20 protein-coding genes and 1 other RNA gene are annotated in these 20,665 nt (G+C 68.7%); 17 read left to right on the top strand and 4 right to left on the bottom strand.

All coding sequences use genetic code 11. The features are described 5' to 3' along the window. Positions 1-32: 32 nt before the first annotated feature. The 7 genes from prfB (at position 33) to QWI33_RS10540 (ending at position 5,973) form a co-directional block, all read left to right on the top strand. A complete protein-coding gene (gene prfB / locus QWI33_RS10570; RefSeq protein WP_289955393.1) occupies positions 33-1,151 on the top strand; it encodes a peptide chain release factor 2 in 1,119 nt (372 codons plus the stop codon). A 240-nt stretch (positions 1,152-1,391) separates the two neighbouring features. After that, entirely contained in the window at positions 1,392-2,072 is a 681-nt protein-coding gene (gene ftsE, locus QWI33_RS10565; protein WP_289955391.1) for a cell division ATP-binding protein FtsE, read from the top strand. Positions 2,073-2,094: 22 nt separating this feature from the next. Further along, positions 2,095-2,970, top strand: coding sequence for a permease-like cell division protein FtsX (ftsX, locus tag QWI33_RS10560; RefSeq protein ID WP_289955390.1), 876 nt, complete (start codon positions 2,095-2,097; stop codon positions 2,968-2,970). Positions 2,971-3,049: 79 nt separating this feature from the next. Continuing rightward, positions 3,050-4,291, top strand: a complete 1,242-nt coding sequence (locus QWI33_RS10555; RefSeq protein WP_289955388.1) for a M23 family metallopeptidase — start codon at positions 3,050-3,052, stop codon at positions 4,289-4,291. A 113-nt stretch (positions 4,292-4,404) separates the two neighbouring features. Continuing rightward, entirely contained in the window at positions 4,405-4,914 is a 510-nt protein-coding gene (gene smpB, locus QWI33_RS10550; protein WP_270115071.1) for an SsrA-binding protein SmpB, read from the top strand. Between the two features lie 107 nt (positions 4,915-5,021). Further along, positions 5,022-5,395: a transfer-messenger RNA gene (gene ssrA / locus QWI33_RS10545) on the top strand. Positions 5,396-5,523: 128 nt separating this feature from the next. Beyond that, positions 5,524-5,973: a DUF2269 family protein gene (locus QWI33_RS10540; RefSeq protein WP_289955383.1), complete on the top strand. Its 450-nt coding sequence runs from the start codon at positions 5,524-5,526 to the stop codon at positions 5,971-5,973. A gap of 153 nt (positions 5,974-6,126) precedes the next feature. Here the strand turns inward: QWI33_RS10540 and QWI33_RS10535 are convergent, their stop codons facing one another. Beyond that, positions 6,127-6,711: a YqgE/AlgH family protein gene (locus QWI33_RS10535; protein ID WP_289955381.1), complete on the bottom strand. Its 585-nt coding sequence runs from the start codon at positions 6,709-6,711 to the stop codon at positions 6,127-6,129. A gap of 292 nt (positions 6,712-7,003) precedes the next feature. Then, positions 7,004-7,855 (bottom strand): mycothiol conjugate amidase Mca, encoded by an 852-nt coding sequence (gene mca, locus QWI33_RS10530; RefSeq protein WP_353895397.1) that lies wholly within the window; start codon positions 7,853-7,855, stop codon positions 7,004-7,006. A 275-nt stretch (positions 7,856-8,130) separates the two neighbouring features. Between mca and QWI33_RS10525 the strand changes: the two genes are divergently transcribed. Then, positions 8,131-8,526, top strand: a complete 396-nt coding sequence (locus QWI33_RS10525; protein ID WP_289955378.1) for a DUF4307 domain-containing protein — start codon at positions 8,131-8,133, stop codon at positions 8,524-8,526. A gap of 139 nt (positions 8,527-8,665) precedes the next feature. Beyond that, positions 8,666-9,160, top strand: coding sequence for a transcription elongation factor GreA (gene greA, locus QWI33_RS10520; protein ID WP_289955376.1), 495 nt, complete (start codon positions 8,666-8,668; stop codon positions 9,158-9,160). 71 nt (positions 9,161-9,231) lie between these two features. Here the strand turns inward: greA and QWI33_RS10515 are convergent, their stop codons facing one another. Continuing rightward, on the bottom strand, positions 9,232-10,506 hold the full coding sequence (locus QWI33_RS10515; RefSeq protein WP_289955375.1) for an ABC transporter ATP-binding protein: 1,275 nt from the start codon (positions 10,504-10,506) through the stop codon (positions 9,232-9,234). Positions 10,507-10,902: 396 nt separating this feature from the next. Here QWI33_RS10515 and ilvA point away from each other — a divergent pair, with 396 nt between their 5' ends. The 5 genes from ilvA to QWI33_RS10490 all read left to right on the top strand — a co-directional run bounded on the left by ilvA (position 10,903) and on the right by QWI33_RS10490 (position 14,386). Next, positions 10,903-12,117: a threonine ammonia-lyase gene (ilvA, locus tag QWI33_RS10510; protein ID WP_289955373.1), complete on the top strand. Its 1,215-nt coding sequence runs from the start codon at positions 10,903-10,905 to the stop codon at positions 12,115-12,117. Between the two features lie 3 nt (positions 12,118-12,120). Beyond that, positions 12,121-12,810, top strand: a complete 690-nt coding sequence (locus QWI33_RS10505; protein ID WP_289955372.1) for a uracil-DNA glycosylase — start codon at positions 12,121-12,123, stop codon at positions 12,808-12,810. Between the two features lie 23 nt (positions 12,811-12,833). After that, positions 12,834-13,061 (top strand): hypothetical protein, encoded by a 228-nt coding sequence (locus tag QWI33_RS10500; protein ID WP_289955370.1) that lies wholly within the window; start codon positions 12,834-12,836, stop codon positions 13,059-13,061. A gap of 9 nt (positions 13,062-13,070) precedes the next feature. Beyond that, entirely contained in the window at positions 13,071-13,352 is a 282-nt protein-coding gene (locus tag QWI33_RS10495) for an Rv1322 family protein (protein ID WP_289955368.1), read from the top strand. Between the two features lie 266 nt (positions 13,353-13,618). After that, positions 13,619-14,386 carry an alpha/beta hydrolase gene (locus QWI33_RS10490; RefSeq protein WP_353895396.1) on the top strand — a complete coding sequence of 256 codons (768 nt, stop codon included), beginning with the start codon at positions 13,619-13,621 and terminating at the stop codon, positions 14,384-14,386. Between the two features lie 287 nt (positions 14,387-14,673). On the opposite strand, the gene QWI33_RS10485 is transcribed toward QWI33_RS10490, so the two are convergent. After that, the gene (locus QWI33_RS10485) at positions 14,674-15,981 is read right to left on the bottom strand and encodes a protein kinase domain-containing protein (protein WP_289955364.1); all 1,308 of its coding nucleotides are present in this window, start codon (positions 15,979-15,981) and stop codon (positions 14,674-14,676) included. A gap of 341 nt (positions 15,982-16,322) precedes the next feature. Between QWI33_RS10485 and chvE the strand changes: the two genes are divergently transcribed. The 3 genes from chvE to mmsB all read left to right on the top strand — a co-directional run bounded on the left by chvE (position 16,323) and on the right by mmsB (position 20,392). Then, positions 16,323-17,408, top strand: a complete 1,086-nt coding sequence (chvE, locus tag QWI33_RS10480; RefSeq protein ID WP_289955362.1) for a multiple monosaccharide ABC transporter substrate-binding protein — start codon at positions 16,323-16,325, stop codon at positions 17,406-17,408. A 102-nt stretch (positions 17,409-17,510) separates the two neighbouring features. Further along, positions 17,511-19,064, top strand: a complete 1,554-nt coding sequence (mmsA, locus tag QWI33_RS10475) for a multiple monosaccharide ABC transporter ATP-binding protein (RefSeq protein ID WP_289955360.1) — start codon at positions 17,511-17,513, stop codon at positions 19,062-19,064. Beyond that, on the top strand, positions 19,061-20,392 hold the full coding sequence (mmsB, locus tag QWI33_RS10470; RefSeq protein ID WP_289955358.1) for a multiple monosaccharide ABC transporter permease: 1,332 nt from the start codon (positions 19,061-19,063) through the stop codon (positions 20,390-20,392). The genes mmsA and mmsB overlap by 4 nt, the downstream gene beginning before the upstream one ends. Positions 20,393-20,665 lie beyond the last annotated feature (273 nt).

Raw genomic sequence — 20,665 nt, 5'->3', positions numbered from 1 at the left:
TGAGCCCGAATACAGGCGTAGTCTGATCTGTTGTGACCAGTGTCGATGTTTCCGCCGATCTCCGTGAACTGAAGGCGACGCTCAGCAGCGTCGAGGCCGTCCTCGACCTTCCCGCGCTCCGGCGCGAGCTGGCCGAACTCGAGGCCGCGGCCGCCGACCCAGGGCTGTGGGACGACACCACACAGGCCCAGAAGATCACTTCACGCCTCTCCTACGTGCAGGCCGAGCTCAAGAAGCTCGCGTCCCTGCACGAGCGCATGGACGATGTCGCCATCATGTTCGAGCTGGCCGACGACGAGTCCGACCCGGGCGCCGCCGCCGAGGCGGCCACCGAGCTCGACTCGATCCGCAAGGCCGTCGACGAGCTCGAGGTGCGCACCCTCCTCTCCGGGGAGTACGACGAGCGCGACTGCGTCCTGACCGTGCGCTCCGGTGCCGGGGGCGCCGACGCCTGCGACTTCGCCGAGCAGCTCATGCGCATGTACCTGCGGTGGTCCGAGGCCCACAACTTCGGCACGGAGGTCTACGACATCTCCTACGCCGAAGAGGCGGGCATCCGCTCGGCCACGTTCGCCGTGAACGGCCCGTACGCGTACGGGCACCTCTCGGTCGAGCAGGGCACGCACCGCGTGGTGCGCATCAGCAAATACGACAACCAGGGGCGCCGCCAGACCGGCTTCGCGGCCGTCGAGGTCGTGCCGGCCCTGGAGCAGACCGACGAGATCGAGGACATCCCCGAGGACGAGATCCGCGTGGACGTCTACCGCTCCTCGGGCCCCGGCGGGCAGGGCGTCAACACCACCGACTCGGCGGTGCGCCTGACCCACCTCCCGACGGGCATCGTCGTCTCCTGCCAGAACGAGCGCTCGCAGCTGCAGAACAAGGCCACCGCCATGGGCGTCCTCAAGGCCAAGCTCCTCCAGCGCAAGCGCGACGAGGAGCGGGCGAAGGTCGACGAGCTGCGCGGCTCGGCGACGGCCTCGTGGGGCGACCAGATGCGCTCCTACGTGGAGCACCCGTACCAGATGGTCAAGGACCTGCGCACCAGCTTCGAGACGGCCGACGTCAAGGGCGTCTACGACGGCAACATCGACGGCTTCCTCGAGGCCGGCATCCGCTGGCGCAAGAGCGGCGAGAAGACCGCCGAGTAGCGCCGCAGGGGACCGTAGATCCTATACGAAACCGGATCTACGGTCCGTTCCCGTGGCCGCCCGGTGACGCTCCGACGAGCGTTCATGGGCCGCCTGACCATGCGGGCTTCCCCCGTTCGGCTGAAATCGCGTCGTTACCCTTGCACGGCCGTGACATATGGGGCTGAAACTGCGGAATATGCCACGCTTGTACTGGAGCCGCCCGACCGGCCCGGCGGTTCGGCGGTTAGACTCCGCCTCGTGATTCAGCTTGAGGGTGTAACCAAGCACTACCCCCGGTCGAACCGCCCGTCGGTGGAGGACGTGAACGTCTTCATCGACAAGGGAGAGTTCGTCTTCTTCATCGGTCCGACCGGTGCGGGTAAGTCCACGATGATCAAGCTCCTGCTGCGCGAAGAAGTTCCGGACAAGGGCAGGATCTCCGTCGGGGACACCGACGTGACGAAGCTGCGCCGGTGGAAGGTCCCCGCCTACCGGCGCAGCATCGGCTGCGTGTTCCAGGACTTCCGGCTGCTGCCCAACCGCACGGCCGCCGAGAACGTGGCGTTCGCGCTCGAGGTCATCGGCAAGCCGCGGTCGGTCGCCCGCCGGGTCGTCCCCGAGGTGCTCGAACTGGTCGGCCTCGGCGGCAAGGAGCACCGCTACCCGCACGAGCTGTCCGGCGGCGAGCAGCAGCGCGTCGCGGTCGCCCGCGCGTTCGTCAACCGGCCGCTCCTGCTGCTGGCCGACGAGCCCACCGGTAACCTCGACCCGGACACCTCGATCGAGATCATGCGGCTCCTCGACCGGATCAGCCGCACCGGCACCACCATCCTGATGGTCACCCACGACTCCAACATCGTGAACCAGATGCGCCGTCGCGTCATCGAGATCGAGAACGGCCAGATCGTCCGCGACCAGGCTCGCGGCGTCTACGGCTAAGCGGAAGGCAGATTCAGAGCACATGCGCGCGAAGTACGTGATGTCCGAGGTCTTCCTCGGACTGTGGCGCAACATCTCCATGACCGTCGCCATGATCATCACCATGGCCGTCTCGTTGTCGATGCTCGGCGCGGGCCTGCTGCTGTACAACCAGGTCGACGTGATCGAGGAGCACTACCAGACGAACCTCGAGGTGGTCGTCTACCTCGAGCGCGACATCGATCAGGAGACGACCGACCAGATCAACGCCGAGCTCAAGGACAACGACCTCGTCGCCGAGGTCGTGTACGAGTCCAAGGAGAAGGCGCTCGAGCGCTTCCAGGAGACCTTCGAGGACTCCCCGGACCTCGTGAAGTCGGTCGACGCCGACGTCCTGCCCTCGGCGTTCCGCGTCAAGATGAAGGACATCGCCGACGCCCCCGAGCTCATCAAGCAGTTCGAGAGCCGCGAAGGGGTCTACCAGGTCACCAACCAGCGCGAGATCCTCCAGCAGGTGTTCGACATCCTCGGCGGGGCCCAGCGCCTCACCCTGGTCATCGCGCTCGTGCAGGGTGTGGCCGCGCTCATGCTGGTGGCCAACACGATCCAGGTCGCCGCGTACTCGCGTCGCCGCGAGGTCGCGATCATGAAGCTCGTGGGCGCGCCGAACTGGTTCGTCCAGGCGCCGTTCGTCCTCGAGGCGGTCTTCGCCGCCGTGATCGGCTCGATCTTCGCCTTCGGGACGCTCATCGCCGCGAAGTACCTGGTGATCGACGGGCAGTTCGAGGAACTCTTCCAGCTGATGCCCGAGATCAAGATGCAGGCGATCCTCGTCCTGCTGCCGATCCTGGTGGGCGTCTCGGCGGTGATCAGCGCGATCACGGCGTGGATCACCTTGCGCTTCAACATCAAGGTCTGACCCCGGGCACGTACCACTACAGAGGGTAGTGTTCCGAATACCCTGAACGTCCGTCGCAGATGGACTAAATTCAGGCCTTATGAGACGAATCGGTGGGCTGCTCGCGGTCCTGCTCCTGGCAGGGTCCGCGAGCAGTCCCGCGTTCGGGGTCTCGCAGTCAGAGCTCGACCAGGTCGAGCGCGAGAAGGCCGAGATGGCCGCGCAGCTCGAGAACGCCTCGGACGAGGTGCGGCAGGCGGGCCAGGTCCTCGCCGAGACCGAGGCCGAGCTGCCCGGCGCCGAGCACGCCGTCGCCGTCGCGCAGGGTCGCGTCGCCGCCGCCGAAACCGAAGCGGCCCAAGCTGAGCGCGAGGCCGATGCCGCGCGCGAGGCGCTCCAGGCGGCCGAGGCCGAGTACCAGGCCGCGCGCGAGGCCGTCGAGGCCGCCCGCGAAGCCCGCGCCTCCCTGCTTGCCGCCACGGCCCGCGGCTCCGAACTGCTCACCGTGGACGCCGTCCTCGCCTCCGGCGACCCCCAGACCGCCGTCGACGGCCTCACCTACCTCGAGTTCATGATGGACGGCAAGAACCGCGCGGTTGAAGAGGTCACCCTCGCCCGCCGCGAGGCCGCCAACGCCGAGAACGCCGCGTCCCTCGCCGAGACCGAGGCCGAGGCCGCCGAAGCGGCCGCCGCCGAGGCGCTCGCGGCCGCCGAGACCCGCTACACCGAGGCCCAGGCCGCGCAGGCCGCCGTGCAGGAGCTCGTCGGCCGGCACGAGGCGGCGCTCGCGGTCGCCGAAGGCGCCCGGGACAACGCCCAGTCCGAGTACGACCAGCTCGAGGCCGAGTCCGAGCGCCTCGCCGACCAGCTGCGCCAGGCCCAGGCCGACGAGGACGACGACGATTCGAACGGCTCCGGCGGGGGCTCCTCCGGTGGCGGCGGCGGCGGCTTCGTCGTGCCGGTCGACGGCTGGAAGTCCTCCGACTACGGCTGGCGGCGCCATCCGATCTACGGCACCACCCGCCTGCACGGCGGCACCGACTTCGCCGCCGGCACGGGCGCGGAGATCCACGCCGCCGACTCCGGGAAGGTGGTGTACGCGGGCTGGAGCTCCGGCTACGGCCAGCTGACGTGCATCAGCCACGGCGGGGGCGTGTCGACCTGCTACGCGCACCAGTCCGAGATCTGGGTGAACGACGGCGAGTACGTCGACCGCGACGAGGGGATCGGAGCGGTCGGCAGCACCGGCGACAGCACCGGCCCGCACCTGCACTTCGAGGTCCGCGTGCACGGCGACCGGGTCAACCCGGTGGGGTACCTGCCCAGCTGTCTGTGCCGGTAGCGAATCGCTCCCCGCTCTCCGAAATCACGGCTCGCAAGCTTTGCCGAGCGGGGGCGCTCGCGAAGCCGCAAATCAGAGTCGCCAGACACATGTTCGATCGTTAAGCTTGCTGCGTGTCCAAGAAGCAAACGCAGGAGAAGGTCAAGCACTCGGGTCCCGAGCGCTCGGTCGTGACGACCAACCGCAAGGCCCGGCACGACTACGAGATCCTGGACACCTACGAGGCCGGCATGGTCCTCTCGGGGACCGAGGTCAAGGCCTTGCGCCAGGGCAAGGGGAACATCGTCGACGCGTACGCCGAGATCTACAACGGCGAGGCGCGGGTCCACAACCTGCACATCCCGGAGTACGACTTCGGGACGTGGACGAACCACCCGCCCCGGCGCATCCGCAAGCTGCTGCTCCACCGCGGCGAGATCGCCAAGCTGGCGCACAAGCTCGACGAGCCGGGCCTGACGCTCGTGCCGCTCTCGGTGTACTTCCTCAACGGCTACGCCAAAATGGAGCTCGGGCTCGCCCGCGGCCGGAAGAACTACGACAAGCGCCAGGCCATCGCCAAGCGCGAGTCCGACCGCGAGATCGAGAAGGCCATGGGCCGCGCCGCCAAGCGCGGCGGGAAGTGACCGGGGGAATATCGGTTCGACGCCCGCCGTTGGACTGGGTTAGAATTCCACAGCACGACTGCAGTACCTACAACTGAACAGGGTGAAACACTCACTCACCAAGTCTCGGGGCTGATCGGTTTCGACTCCGTATGTTGAGGTGAGGGAAGCGGGTCGAGGAAGCCAACGCTGTCTCGTAAACCAACGTTGGAAACCAATAAGTGCCAACGCAAAACGCACTGACTTCGCTCTCGCTGCTTAAGCGACTGTGAAGTTGCCGCTCCAGGGGCGCATCCGCTCTGGGTTCGCGGCATCATTTAAGGATGCTGGGCCGACGTCTTGATCGCTGGGACGGAAGGCCGAGATTATCGGCGATTAGAGCCCGCCACACCGTCTCGTCCGCGTGATCGGTGGGGCTCGATAAAAGGCACAGCGGACTGCACCCGGAGAAGTCTCACAGATGCAGCGGAGGACCAGGGTTCGATTCCCTGCAGCTCCACGGCCATACGGGCCGGGCCCGGACGCGAAGGCGTCCGGGCCCGGCCTTTTTCATGCCCGGTTCCGGGCCCGGACGCCGCGTGCCATCGGGTTCACCGGGCGCGGTGGGTGTTTTGTCCGTAAGATCACAATATGCACACTCTGTTGTCGGTCCTGCACGTGCTGCTGGCCGTCGCGTTCGTCGGCCCGGCCATGCTGACGCCGTGGCTGGGGGAGCGGGCGCTGCGGGAGCGGGACGGCGACCGCGTGCACCGCGCCGGGCGGCGCTGCATGGCCTTCAACGCGCTCACACTGGTGGCCGCGCTCCTGGGGGTCCTGACGATGATGACGAGCGAGCGGTACTCGTTCGCCGACCCGTGGGTCATCATCGCCTCGACGCTCTATGCGGTGGCGGTGGTCAACGGCGCGGCCGTGATCCCCGGCGTGCTCGCGCGCATCGGCAAGGAGCTCCAGGACGCGCACGGCACCATGGACGGCGAACTGCTGGAACAGCATCGGGGGCGGCTGCTGGCGCTCTCGGGGCTGAACATCGTCTTCTACGCGGTGGTCGTGATACTCATGGCCTGGCGGCCCGGTGCTTGATCTACGGCTCCGCAAGCGTTCGCCGTGAGTGCGGCCCGGTGCTTGATCTACGGCTCCGCAAGCGTTCGCCGTGAGTGCGGCCCGGAGCTTGATCCGCAGGCGACCGCCGCGAGTGCGGCCCCATGCGTGAGCCACATGCAGCGGCCGGGGTCCTCAGTTCATGACGGGGTCGGCGGGGAACTGCGCCACCGCGGAGAGCATGCCGCCCTGGCGCTTCCACACCATGGCCCACAGCTCCTCGGGGTTGGCCGAGAACGGATCGGCGGGCAGGGCGTCGAAGACCATCCAGGCCCCCGCGTCGATCTCGTCCTCCAGCTGCCCCGGCGCCCAGCCGGCGTAGCCGGTGAAGACCCGCATCCCCTCCAGGAGCGGCGCGACCTCGTCGGGGTCCCGGGCCAGGTCGAGCGTGCCGAGGCGCCCGAGCACGGGCCGGAACGCGTCGTTGAAGGGCGCGTCCGCCTTCCGCCAGCCCAGTCCGATCGCCGCGTCGGGCTGCACCGGTCCGCCCTCGAAGAGGACGGCGGGGTGTCCCGCCAGATCGGCCCACTGGTCGAGGTAGTGGACGACCTTCCGCTCGGTGGCCCGGTTGAGGACCACGCCCAGCACCCCGTCGGACTCGTGCCCGACGCCGATGACGACCGTGCGGTCGAAGTTGGGGTCCTGCAGCGTGGGTGTGGCGACGAGGAGACTGCCGACGAACGACTTGGTGCGCGCCGGTGTTGTTTCGCGACTGACCATGGGGCCACCTCCGTTCTGCGCCCGCCTCCGCGAATACGTCCCTGACTCGGGTTCGCCCCGGTTCTCCCGGCACGGTAACCCGCGGGGGCGCGCTTGCAGCAAGGTTCCCGCACTTTCCGAGGAAATACACCGTGGTGTCGGGAGCCCGACAGTTGTTTCCTCACTGAGGGTGCACGAGGCCCGACGATCCGGTGTCCAGGTCGTAACGCACGGTTCCGCAGTCGTCGCAAGTGGAGAAAACGGCCCCAGGAGTTCCCTGGGGCCGTTGTGAAGCAGTGGTGCCGGAGCGGTGCTACCGGAGGCCGGCGAAGAGGTCGTCCTCGGGCAGGCGCGACTCGATGCGCGTCTCCACGAGCTCGTAGTCCTCGGTGGGCCAGGCCTTCTGCTGGAGCTCGCGCGGCACCGCGAACCAGAACCCGTCAGGGTCGACCTGGGTCGCGTGGGCCTTCAGCGCCTCGTCGCGGATGTCGAAGTACTCGGCGCACTCGACCCGCGTGGTGACCCGCTCGCTCTTGTCGCGGGTCCAGTCGCCCGCGTCCATCCAGTCCTTGTACGGCGACTCGAGCCCGGCGTCGAGCATCGCGTAGTGCAGGGCCTCGATGCGCGCCTTGCCGAACGAGTGGTTGTAGTAGAGCTTCAGAGGCTGCCACGGCTCGCCCAGGCCCGGGTACCGCTCCGGGTCGCCCGCGGCGGCGAAGGCCGCGACGGAGATCTCGTGGGTCTTCACGTGGTCGGGGTGCGGGTAACCGCCCTCTTCGTCGTAGGTGGTGACCACATGCGGTTTGAACGAGCGCATGATCTCCACGAGCGGGGCGGCGGCCTCCTCGGTGGGCACGAGGTAGAACGCGTCCTCGGGCAGCTCGGTGCCGGAGTCGGGGAGCCAGCCGTCCGGGAGCCCGGAGTCGATGAAACCCAGCCAGTGCTGCTCGACGCCCAGGATCTCGCGGGCCCGGGCCATCTCCTCGTTGCGAATGCGCGGCAGGTTCTCCTGCACCTCGGGGCGGTCCATCTTCGGGTTGAGCACGTCGCCGCGCTCACCGCCGGTGCACGTCACCACGAGCACCTCGATGCCCTCGCGCACGTAGCGCGCCATCATGCCCGCGCCCTTGCTCGACTCGTCGTCGGGATGGGCGTGCACGCACATGAGGCGCAGCTTGCTCTGGTTCGTCACGTCGGTCAACCTCACTGGCGGGTGCTTCTAGTGGTAAGGCTCGGCGCACGGAACCGACTCGCGCACTGCGGTGGTTGTCGGCTCTGGCATTCTGTGCAACGATACTCGATAATCATTACTTCCCGGTTCTGCCAGGAACCGCGGCTCCGGCGGTGAAACCGCTGATCGCGAAGGAAAGCGACGCAATGACTGAGATGCAGACCACGGATGGGCGCGTGCCGGCTGTGTCTTTCACAGACCCGGCCGACGTGACCTTTCCTGACGGTCGCTACGGTCGCCGCCGCGAACCCAGGCGCCGCCGCCCCGCGGTGACCGCGGTCCTCACGATCGGCGTCGTCCTGGCCGGCCTCGTCGCCGCCTACCGCCTCTCGGAACTGTACGGCCAGAACGAGGTCTCCGAACGCCTGCGCGGCTTCGACGACTCCGTCCCGGGCCAGGTCACCGTCGAGTTCGAGGTCTACAAGCCGGCCGGCGAGGGCGCCACCTGCGCCGTCAGGTCCCGCGACCTCGCGGGCGCCGAGATCGGGTACGCCGAGGTCGAGATCCCGGCGGACGATGCCACCCATGTGGTGATGTCGTACCCCCTCGCAGTCGAGGGCGTGCCCAACACCGGCGAAGTCCTGAGGTGTTGGCAGACGGACTGACTATTGACTTTCGGCCCGTCGCACCGCGTTTCGGTCGGCGGGCCTTTCGCTATCCGGGGTGAACCCCGGGTCGCGAGGACGTTCACGCAGAGGCAGGACCTCGCAGTACGGATCGCACTATTCGGAGGATATGGATCACATGGCTACCGACGCTAACCAGGGCACTTGGCTCACACAAGAGGCCTTCGACCGCCTTCAGGGCGAACTGGACGAACTCATCGCGAACCGTCCCGCCATGGCAGCCGAGATCAACGCCCGCCGTGAAGAAGGCGACCTCAAGGAGAACGGCGGCTACCACGCGGCCCGCGACGAGCAGGGCAAGCAGGAGGCCCGCATTCGCCAGCTCCAGGACCTGCTGCGCAATGCGAAGGTGGGAGAGGCGAACGACAGCGACGAGATCCAGATCGGCACCGTCGTGACCATCGCCTTCGACGGCGACCCCGACGACACCGAGAAGTTCCTCCTGGGCTCCCGCGAGATCTCGGCGACCACCGACCTCACGGTGTACAGCCCCGACTCCGCACTGGGCGCGGCCATCCTCGGCCACAAGGTCGGCGACACCGTCTCCTACAAGACCCCCAGGGACACCGAGATCTCGGTGAAGATCATCGACGCCGAGAAGTTCTTGGGCTGAGAGCACTGACGCGAACGCCGCGGGACCCGAACGGGGCCCGCGGCGTTGTGCTTTCTGGATCCGTTGCGCGCCTAAGCGCGCGCCGACCAGCCGACGTCGATCCGCTTGCCGTACTTGTCGAAGTAGTGCAGCGCATCCATGTGCACGGCCACCGTGATCGGCTGCCCGGCCGAGACCGGGATGTGCGGAGGCAGGCGGAACACCAGGTCCGCGGGCTTGCGGATCGGGCCCGTGTCGGCCTCGCGGCGCTCGACCGGGGCCTGCCCGAACCCGGAGAACAGGCCGCTGAGGCGGCGGCGCGGCTTCGAGCCGCCCCGCGCCAGGTCCGGCTTGTCGCCGATGCCGTCCGGCACCACCGCCGTGGCGCCGATGTCGAGGAACACGAGCGTCTCGTGGCCGTGGTGCTCGTAGAAGCGCACGCGGCCCGCGATCGACTGGCCCGGGTGGCCGTCGGCCACCGGCGCCAGCGCCTCGGCCCGCATCCCGACCACGATGTTCTCGCCGTGGTAGCGGGCCACGGCCCGCCCGCGCAGGTCGTGCCACGGCAGCCGCAGCTCCTGCTCGCCGAAGTCAAGGGCCACATAGCGATCGAGGTACACGTTGACGCGCGCTTCGAGGAGGTTCATGCGCGGGGTGCCGAGGAACGCGGCCACGTACATCGTCGCCGGGCGCTCGTAGACCTCGTCCGGGGTGCCCACGTCCTGCAGGACCCCCTTGCGCATCACCGCGACCCGGTCGGCCATCGTGAGCGCCTCGGTCTGGTCGTGCGTGACGTAGAGCGTCGTCGCGTCGTGGCGGCGCACCAGGGAGGAGATCTCGGTGCGCAGCTCGGCGCGCAGGCCCACGTCGAGGTTCGAGAGCGGCTCGTCCATGAGGAAGAGCTTGGGGCGGCGCACGAGCGCGCGGCCCATGGCGACGCGCTGCTGCTGGCCGCCGGAGAGCTGGTTCGGCTTGCGGTCCTTGAGGTCCGAGATGCCGAGGGCGCTGGCCATGTCGCCCACGGCGTCGGGCACGGACTGGGCGCCGTTCTGCTTGCCGAGCTTGAGGGGGAAGCCGATGTTGTCGGCGACGGACATGTGCGGATAGAGCGCGAAAGTCTGGAAGATCATGGCCGCGTTGCGGTCTCGCGGCGGCAGTTCGTTGGCGTACTCGCCGTCGAGGAGGATCTCGCCGTCGGAGGGGGTCTCGAGGCCGGCGACCATGCGGAGCACTGTGGACTTGCCGCAGCCGGACGGGCCGAGCAGGACGAGGAATTCGCCGTGGTTGACTTCCATGCTCAAGGAGTCCACGGCCAGGGTGTCTCCGGGGAACACCTTCGAGACGTTCTTCAGCGTGACAGCAGTCACCGTTGACTCCAGGGGTGCTAAGGGGATGGATTTGTCGTCAATCCCGGCGAGGCCCCGCGAGGCCTGCGGGCCGTGAGGCCGCCTGGTGAGTCGGCAGGTCGGACGGGCGGTCGGTGCGGATGACTCGTAGGCTTCTTCCCGGTTAAGGATTGACGCTTAGTAGCTTAAGCCTTCCTTATCCGATGCGTAACGGCGGTCACCCGCGATCGCAGGAGGTGAACGCCGGTTCACACTAGGTACGACCTGCGGTTTCAATGGCGCGACGCAGCGCCCAAGCGGGCCGAAGGTCGGCATATCGGCATACAGTAACCGCTTTCTCGCCTGGGGCCGCCCTGCCGGGAACCGCTGTCCGGCGGGTTCGCGGGGACTGCCGGGGCCGCGCACTACGATCGAGGCGTGACGCAACTCGTGACACTCAACGACGTCCGCGCCGCGGCGGCCGAACTCGCCGGGATCGTGCGACGCACCCCCCTCGAACCCTCCCGCGACCCCGTCCTCGACGGTGTCCACCTCAAATGCGAGAACCTGCAGCGCGCCGGGTCCTTCAAGATCCGCGGCGCCTACATGCGCGTCTCGCACCTCACCCCGGCCGAACGCGCCCTCGGCGTCGTCGCCGCCTCCGCGGGCAACCACGCCCAAGGGGTCGCCCTCGCCGCGTCCACCCTCGGCATCCGCTCCACCGTCTTCATGCCCGAGCCCGCACCGCTCCCGAAGGTGGCCGCCACCAAGGGGTACGGGGCCGACGTGATCCTCGGCGGCCTCACCGTCGACGACGCCCTCGAATCGGCCCACAAGTTCGCCGCCGAGACCGGGGCCACCCTCATCCACCCCTTCGACCACCACGACATCGTCGCCGGACAGGGCACCATCGCCCTCGAGATCCTCGAGCAGCTGCCCGAGACCGGCACCATCGTCACCTCGGTCGGCGGCGGCGGGCTCATCGCCGGCATCGCGGCCGCCGCGAAGCAGCTCAAGCCCGGCATCCGCATCATCGGCGTCCAGGCCGAAGGCGCCGCCGCCTACCCGAACTCCCTCGCGGCCGGGCGACCCGTGCGACTCGAGAAGATGCACACCATCGCGGACGGCATCAAGGTCGGCCGCCCCGGCGACGTCCCCTTCGCACACGTTGCCTCCCTTGTGGACGAAATAGTCACCGTCACCGAGGAGGACATCAGCCGCGCCCTCCTCTCACTCCTGGAACGCAACAAGCTCGTCGTCGAACCCGCCGGGGCCACCGCATACGCCGCGCTCCTCAACTACTCGGTCGACTACGACACCCCCACCGTCGCCGTCATCTCCGGCGGCAACATCGACCCGCTGCTGCTCATGCGGCTCATCGAACACGGCCTCGGCGCCTCCGGCCGCTTCATGCGCGCCAACCTGCGCTGCCCCGACCGGCCCGGTGCGCTCGCCTCGATCCTGCAGCTCGTAGGCGCCTACGGCGGCAACATCGTCGACGTCTACCACCAGCGCAGCGACCCGCGACTTTCCGTCGGCGAAGTCGCCGTGGACCTCTCGATCGAGACCCGCGGTTCCGAACACGCGACCGAAATCGTTGCGGCCCTGCGCGACGCGGGGTATTTCGTGTCGGTGGAGGGTCCTAGCATCTGAGTCATGAACAAACCGCTTGAAGAACTGATGGAGCCCGGCTGGGCCAAGGCCCTCGCCCCCGTCGCCGACGACGTCGCCAAGATGGGCGAGTTCCTCCGCGCCGAAGTCGCCGCCGGACGCCGCTACCTGCCCGCCGCCGAGCACATCCTGCGCGCCTTCCAGCAGCCGTTCGACGACGTCAAGGTGATCATCGTCGGCCAGGACCCCTACCCCACCCCCGGCCACGCCATCGGCCTCTCGTTCGCCGTCGCCCCCGACGTGCGCCCCATCCCCAAGAGCCTGGTCAACATCTTCAACGAGTACCGCGACGACCTCGGCTTCCCGCTCCCGGCCAACGGCGACCTCACCCCCTGGGCCGAGCAGGGCGTCCTCCTGCTCAACCGCTCGCTGAGCGTCGCCCCCGGCACGCCCGCCTCGCACCGCGGCAAAGGCTGGGAAGCGGTCACCGAGCAGGCCATCCGCGCCCTCGCCGAGCGCGGCGGCGCGTCGGTCGCCATCCTCTGGGGCAACGACGCGCGCAAGCTCAAGGACCTCCTCGGCGCGGTCCCGGCCATCGAATCGGCCCACCCGTCGCCGCTGAGCGCCCGCCGCGGCTTCTTCGGCTCCAAGCCCTTCAGCCGCGCCAACGCCCTCCTCGTCGAGCAGGGCGGTGAGCCGGTCGACTGGCGGCTTCCGGCGCTGCAGGAGTCCTAGGGCCCGCGGGATACGGTTGACCCGTGATCGAGATCCTGGCGCAGCAAGAGTTCGGGCCGGAGCGCGACCAGGCGATGGCCGGGCCGCTCGGGCTGTTCGTGACCGTGTTCCTCGTCGTCGTGACGATCTTCCTCATCAGGGGGATGAACAAGCACGTCCGCCGGTTGAACGAGCGGGTCGAGCGCGAAGCGGCCGAGGCGGAGGCCGCCGCGGCGACCGACGCCGGGCGAGACGACCCCGCTCACGCTTAAGGGCGCACCATGCCGCGCAAGAACCGCCGCCAGAGCGAAGCCCGGCGGCCGACATCGGGCGCTCAGGACCCGAGCCTGATCGACGGCCCGGACGGACCCGTCCGGGTCCGCCGCATCCCCGGCGCCGGGGCCGAGAAGACCTACCGGTGCCCCGGCTGCGACCTGGAGATCCAGCCGGGCACGCCCCACGTCGTCGCCTGGGCCGACGACGGCGACGGCGGCGACCGCCGCCACTGGCACACCGGCTGCTGGAACGCCAGGAGCCGTCGTCAGCCCGGACGCTGGCGCTGAACCACAACCGAACGATCTGAGGGGCGGGGCCGCGAGGCCCCGCCCCTCGGCACGCCGCCCCTCGGCACGCCGCCCCTCGGCACGCCGCCCCTCGGCACGCCGCCCCTCGGCACGCCGCCCCTCGGCACGCCGCCCTTCGGCACGCCGCCCTTCGGCACGCCCCCCAGCACGAGGCCAGGTTCGCGTGCCAGGTGTGCCACACGCGGTGGTGCCGATCGCCTTCCAGCGGGGATAATTCCGGCGTGGCTGTCATCAGATCCGCGAGCATGCTCCCTGCCGAACGCAAGGCGCTCACGCTCGAAACCGCCGACGGGCTCGAACTCGTCGGCGAACTCGCCCTGCCCGCCGACCGCGCGCCCGAGGCGACCATCATCTGCGTCCACCCGCTGCCCACCCATGGCGGCATGATGGATTCGCACATCTTCCGCAAGGCCGCCTGGCGGCTCCCCGCGCTGGCGAACATGGCGGTGCTGCGGTTCAACACCCGCGGCACCGAGTCCCAGCAGGGCACGAGCCAGGGCGCGTTCGACAACGGCGTGGGCGAGCGCTTCGACGTCGCCGCGGCGGTCGAGTACGCGGAGTTCGCGGACCTGCCGCGGGTGTGGCTCGTGGGCTGGTCCTTCGGCACCGACCTCACCCTCAAGTACGGCCTGGAGCCGGGAGTCGAAGGAGCCGTGCTCCTCTCGCCGCCGCTGCGGTACTCCAAAGAGGACGACCTGGAGCGGTGGGCCGAGGACGGCCGCCCGCTGCTGGCGCTCATTCCCGAGCAGGACGACTACCTCCAGTACCCGGAGGCGAAGCAGCGCTTCGCGGCCGTGCCGCAGGCGGAGGTCGTGGAGATCGCCAACGGCAGCCACCTGTGGGTCGGCAAGGCCGAAGAGGCCCTGGACCGGATCGTGGGCCGCATCCTCCCCGAGCACGCGCCGGTGCCGACCACATGGCACGGCCCGATGGAGCGCGGCGACACCTCCGCCTACGCCAACAAGACCGTCGCCGCCTTCGGCGGATTCCTGCCGAAGCCCGAACGCGACTGAGCTTCGGGCAGGACCCGCTCCGAGTCGGGCTCGCAGCCGCTTGAATCCGGCTTCCTGAAGCCGCCTTCAGGCGGCTTCAGCGTGGCTTCAGGTTCGGCCTCCCATCATGGAGCCACGCCGGAAGGACCGGCGTAGCAGACCGGCTCAGACGAGGAGGCCGAGATGACGGCCAAGCAGGCGGCGCGAACCATGAGCGGGCGGGTCCTGAGGACCGCAACGGCAACAGGGCCCGGTCACCAACGGCCCGGCGGTATCGCACCGGCCGCGGTCTCCGGGGTGCCGTGCGTTCAGGCGCACTCGAGGAAGTCGGCGATGGCGGTGGGCAGCGCCGCGTCGGTGCAGTCGGTGACGGCCACGAGGTCTTCACCCTCGATGCGCCACACCCTGCGCTCGGTGGCGCCCTCGCCGTCGCCCCCGGAGCCGCCCGGATAGTCCACAGTGGCGGCCACGTAGTCGCCCTCCTCGGCGCACCAGCTGTCGACGATCCGGCCGTCTTCCAGCTGCTCGTCGATGCGCCCGCCCAGCAGGGCCGGGTCGGAGCAGAACGTCTCGGTGCTCTCGGGGTTGGTGGCCGCATAGGTCGCCAGTGCGGCGCCACCGAGGAGCGCTCCCGTGAGGGCGACCCCGGCGGTGGCCGTGGCGATGGAGCGCAGCCGCGGGCGCAGGCCGACGCGTTCGCGGCCGGGCCGGTAGGGCGCGAGTTCGGTCGAGACCGCGACCGTCACAGGGCGAAGGCCGCGCCGGGGGAGGAGGCCGTTGGCGACGGTGTCGGGCCGGGGGCCCTGGGCCTTGGGGCCGGAGAGCTGGAGGCGGGTGAGCTGCTCGCGGAAGGCGTCGGCGGTCGGCCGGCGGCGCGGGTCGGGGCTGAGGGCCGCGCCGATCATGTCGGTGAGCTCGGCGTCCACGCCGGGGATGTGCGGCACGGGGGCGGCGCGCAGCAGGGGGTCGGCGGCGTCCTCGCGGGCGTGCCGGACCCACGGAAGCCGACCGCCGAGAGCGGCGTAGAGGGCCGTGGCGAGGGCGTAGACGTCTCCGGAGGGGCTCGCGGCCACCTCTCCCGCGACGGCGGCGTCGAGGTGCTCAGGGGCGGTGTAGGGGCTCGGGGGGAGGGGCGCGGCCAGGACGGGGGCGGTCACGTCGTAGGCGGTGAGCTGGAGGTGGCGGGCGGTCCCGACGAGGATGTGGGACGGCTGGATGGCACCGTGGATCAACCCGGCGCGGTGGTAGACGGCGACGGCGTCGCTCAAGGCCACGCCGAGGGCGCGCACCTGCCCGGGAGGCATCGGCCCCTGCTCGGCGAGGAGGTCGGCCAGGCTGCGCCGGGCCGTGCCGACCGCCAGGTAGGGGCGGCCGTTCTCGGTGAGCCCGACGGCGGTGCAGGGGGACAGGTGGGGGTGGGCGGGGAGGCCGGTGAGCTTCGCGGCCCATTCGAGGAACACCTCGCGTCGGGAGCCGTCGACGCGCTCATGGGCGACGGTGACGCACAGCAGATCGGTGGGGCCCGTCGCGACGGTGCCGCTGAAGACGCTGCACACCGCGTCCCGGTGCAGTAAACGGTGTACGGCGGCGGGTCCGATGGTCTGGGTGGTCGACATCCTCACCTCCTCCGGGGGGTCAGCTGTTCGGTGTCGTGATTTGGCACTAAATGTGAGGCTAACCCATCCGATCGGTCAAGCGGTAGTCGGCCGTAGGGATGTGGGACGATCAGGTGAGGAAGTAAATACGCACAGTTATTTTCATTGAGGTGTCACGGGTTCGATGTGCCGCGAGGGAGTCGAGTGTCGGAATTCGTCGTTGTTGGAAAGCAACGATTCGGACACGAGACGCATCCGCTGTTGACGGTTGTGGAAAAACGTTGAACTATCGAATCCGTCTTGACCCCAGGGCGTCGTCGGTCGTGCACCGGCACCGCCCGGTACGAAGGAGTACTAAGCAGATGAACGTCAACCGACGACACCTGATGACCGGAACCATCGGCGCGGCCGCAGTCGCCATGGTCGCTTCCGCCTGCGCCTCTGAAGAAGGCGGCGGCGACGGCTCGGGCGGCAAGAAGGTCGGCATCGCGATGCCGACCAAGACCTCCGAGCGCTGGATCCTTGACGGCGACAACCTGAAGGCCGCGTTCGAGGAAGAGGGCTACGAAGTCACCCTCCAGTACTCGAACGACGTCGCCGCCGACCAGGTCAGCGCCATCGAGACCATGGTCGGCCAGAACGTGGACGTCCTCGTCATCGCCGCGATCGACAACAAGTCCCTCAGCGGCGTCCTCGCCCAGGCCAAGGGTCAGGACATCACGGTCATCGCCTACGACCGCCTCATCCTGGACACGCCGGACGTCGACTACTACGCGTCGTTCGACAACACCAAGGTCGGCACCCTGCAGGGCACCTACATCGTCGAGGCCCTCGACCTCGCCAACCAGGCCGGCCCGTTCAACATCGAGCTCTTCGCCGGGGCGTTGACCGATAACAACACCCAGTACTTCTTCAACGGCGCCTGGGAGGTCCTCGAGCCCTACGTCACCGGCGGCCAGCTCGTGGTGAAGTCCGGCCAGACCACGCTCGAGCAGATCGCCACCGAGAACTGGGACGGCGCCGTCGCGCAGGAGCGCATGGACAACATCCTGTCCAACTTCTACAACGACGGCTCCCAGGTCGACGCGATCCTCGCGCCGTACGACGGCATCAGCCGCGGCATCATCGCCTCGCTCCAGGGCAGCGGCTACACCGAGATGCCCGTCGTGACCGGCCAGGACGCCGAGGTCGAGTCCGTGAAGTACATCATCGACGGACTGCAGTCGATGACCGTCTACAAGGACACCCGCGAACTCGCGGCCACCACGGTCGACATGGTCGTCGCGGTCCTCGACGGCAAGGAGCCCGAGGTCAACAACACCGAGACCTACGACAACGGCAACAAGGTCGTCCCGGCCTACCTGCTCGAGCCGGTCAGCGTGGACGTGAACAACTACCAGGAGATCGTCGTCGACTCCGGTTACATCGACGCCGAAGAACTGGCCTAACGGTCACCGCCAGACCTTTCTCTCAGGGACGCCCTGCCCGCCATGGGCGTCCCTGAACCTCTCTCCCCAGAGCAGTCCAATCTTTCAAAATGGGACGAAGCAATGTCTGAAGACATCCTCCGAATGCGGGGGATCACCAAGCGGTTCCCGGGCGTGCTCGCACTGTCCGGGGTCGCGTTGGGGGTCAAGCGGGCCACGATCCACGCACTCGTCGGCGAGAACGGCGCCGGCAAGTCGACGCTGATGAAGATCCTGTCGGGCGTCTACGCCTACGGGGACTTCGACGGCGAGATCGAGTTCGACGGTGAGCCCGCCCAGTTCAAGAACATCCGCGACTCCGAAGCCGCCGGCGTCGTCATCATCCACCAGGAGCTCGCCCTCGTCGGGGAGCTCTCCATCGCCGAGAACATCTTCCTCGGCAACGAGCGCAAGCGCGGCGGTGTCATCTCCTGGGACCGCACCAACACCGAGGCCGCCCGCCTCATGCAGAAGGTCGGCCTCCACGACAACCCGGCCACGCTGGTCGAGAAGATCGGCGTGGGCAAGCAGCAGCTCGTCGAGATCGCCAAGGCCCTGTCCAAGGACGTCAAGCTCCTGATCCTGGACGAGCCGACCGCCGCCCTCAACGACTCCGACTCCGAGAACCTCCTGGAGCTGCTCCGCCAGCTCCGCGAGGAGGGCGTCACCAGCATCATCATCTCCCACAAGCTGGGCGAGGTCCTGTCGGTCGCCGACCGGATCACCGTGCTGCGCGACGGCCAGTCGATCGAGACGATGGAGACCGAGGCCGGCGCCGTCACCGAGGACCGGCTCATCAAGTCCATGGTCGGCCGCGACCTCGAGCACCTGTACCCGCCGCACGACCCGAAGATCGGCAAGGTCTTCTTCGAGGTCAACGACTGGACGGTCTACCACCCTGAGCAGCGCGACCGGGTGATCGTCAACAAGGCCTCGCTCAACGTCGCCCGCGGCGAGATCGTCGGCCTGGCCGGGCTCATGGGCGCCGGGCGCACCGAGTTCGCGATGAGCGTCTTCGGCCGCAGCTGGGGCTCGAACATCTCGGGCGAGGCCACGATGGACGGCAAGCGACTGCACGTGCGCGACGTCCCCGAGGCCATCGAGGCCGGCCTGGCCTACGCCACCGAGGACCGCAAGCACTACGGCCTGCACCTCGACTACGACCTGCGGGAGAACTTCACCCTCCCCGGGCTCGACCGGCTCTCCTCGCGCGGCGTCGTCGACCAGGACAAGGTCAACGCGGTCTCCGAGCGTCTGCGCGTCGAGTTCGGCGTCAAGGCGCCGTCGGTCTACTCGCTCGCCGGCAACCTGTCCGGCGGCAACCAGCAGAAGGTCGTGCTCGGGAAGTGGGTCTTCACCGAACCCGAGCTGCTCATCCTCGACGAGCCGACGCGAGGCATCGACGTCGGCGCCAAGTACGAGATCTACGAGCTGATCCACAAGCTGGTCGACCAGGGCAAGGGGGTTCTCATGATCTCCTCCGAACTGCCAGAGCTGCTCGGCATGTGCGACCGCATCTATGCGATGAGCGCCGGCCACATCACCGGTCAGGTCGACCGGGCCAACGCCACACAGGAAGAGCTGATGCGTCTCATGACCCTTGAGACCGCCAGCGGGGGAGAAGAGCAACGCCAATGACCACCGTCCCGACCAAGACCCGGCCGAGCTTCCTCTCGGCAGTGCGCAACATCAACCTGCGCGCCTACGGCATGATCATCGCCCTGGTGCTGATCATGATCCTGTTCCAGGTCCTCAACGTGACCCTGCAGAACGAAAACTTCATCACGCCGCTGAACATCACGAACGTGATCCTGCAGAACTCGTACATCCTGATCCTCGCGATCGGGATGATGCTGGTCATCGTCAACGGCCACATCGACCTGTCGGTCGGCTCCGTGCTGGCGTTCTGCGGCGCCATGTCGGCGATCGCCCTCTCGGACTGGGGCTGGCCCTGGTACGTCGCGGTGCTCTTCGCCGTGGCCCTGGGCGCCGCGATCGGCGTCTGGCAGGCGTTCTGGATCGCGTACGTGCGCATCCCGGCGTTCATCGTGACCCTCGCGGGCATGCTCATCTTCCGCGGCCTGACCCTCAAGGTCCTGGACGCGGAGACGAAGGGCACCACCGGCACCTTCAACGAGCTCGCCTCCGGCTACCAGTTCATGGGCGTCGACCTGCGGGTGCCGACCCTCGTGGTGGGCATCCTGGGCGCGGCCCTGTTCGTGTACTTCTCGGTGCGCAGCCGCAGCCGCCAGGTGAAGGCCGGCATCGCCGCGTCCTCCCAGACGACCTGGCTGATCAAGACCGCGGCGATCGCCGCGGTCATGCTCGCCGCCGCGTACACGTTCTACTCGTACAAGGGCCTGCCGATCATCGGCTGGATCCTGCTGGGTCTGGTCCTGCTGTTCACGTTCATCGCGAACCGCACCGTGTTCGGCCGCCACGTCTACGCGGGTGGCGGGAACGAGAAGGCCGCGATGCTCTCGGGCGTCAAGACCAAGCAGACCACGTTCTTCGTCTTCGTGATCATGGGTGCGCTGGCCGGTCTCGCCGGCGTCATCGTGACCGCCCGCCTGCACGCGGCGACCCCGGGCGCGGGCAACGCGTTCGAGCTCGACGCCATCGCGGCCTCGTTCATCGGCGGCGCCTCGGTCACCGGCGGCGTCGGCACGATCATCGGTGCGGTCATCGGTGGTCTCGTGATGGGCGTCCTGCGCCAGGGCATGCAGGTCCTGGGCATCGCGACCGACACGGTCCAGATCATCCTGGGCCTGGTCGTGCTCGCCGCGGTGCTGTTCGACGTGTGGAACAAGAAGCGCGCCACCGGCGGCGGCCTGATGCCGCCGATCGTCGGCACCACCCCCGGCGGTGCGGGCGACGCCAAGCGCAAGGCCAAGGAGGGCACTGACGAGGAGCCCACCAAGGCCGGGACGCTCGACGCGACCACGGATGACAAGCCCATCTCGTAGTCGCTCACGTTGGATCTGAGGGCCCGCAGCGCATATGCGCTGCGGGCCCTTTCGCGTGCGGCCGTCCACGAACCCCCACCCTCCCGAGAGGGGAAGGAACCCTAGCGCCCAGCTTTGCTCGGGGGACCGACGAAAACGGGGGTCGGCGGCGGCCGTGTCACCCGAAAGAGTCGGGCGAGCATCGTCGGGTGCGGGGTGCGGGGTGCGGGGTGCGGGGTGCGGGGTGCGGGGTGCGGGGTGCGGGGTGCGGGGTGCGGGGTGCGGGGTGCGGGG

It is taken from the genome of Glycomyces tritici (genome assembly GCF_030403505.1).
This window is presented reverse-complemented; position numbering and strand designations above follow the sequence as displayed.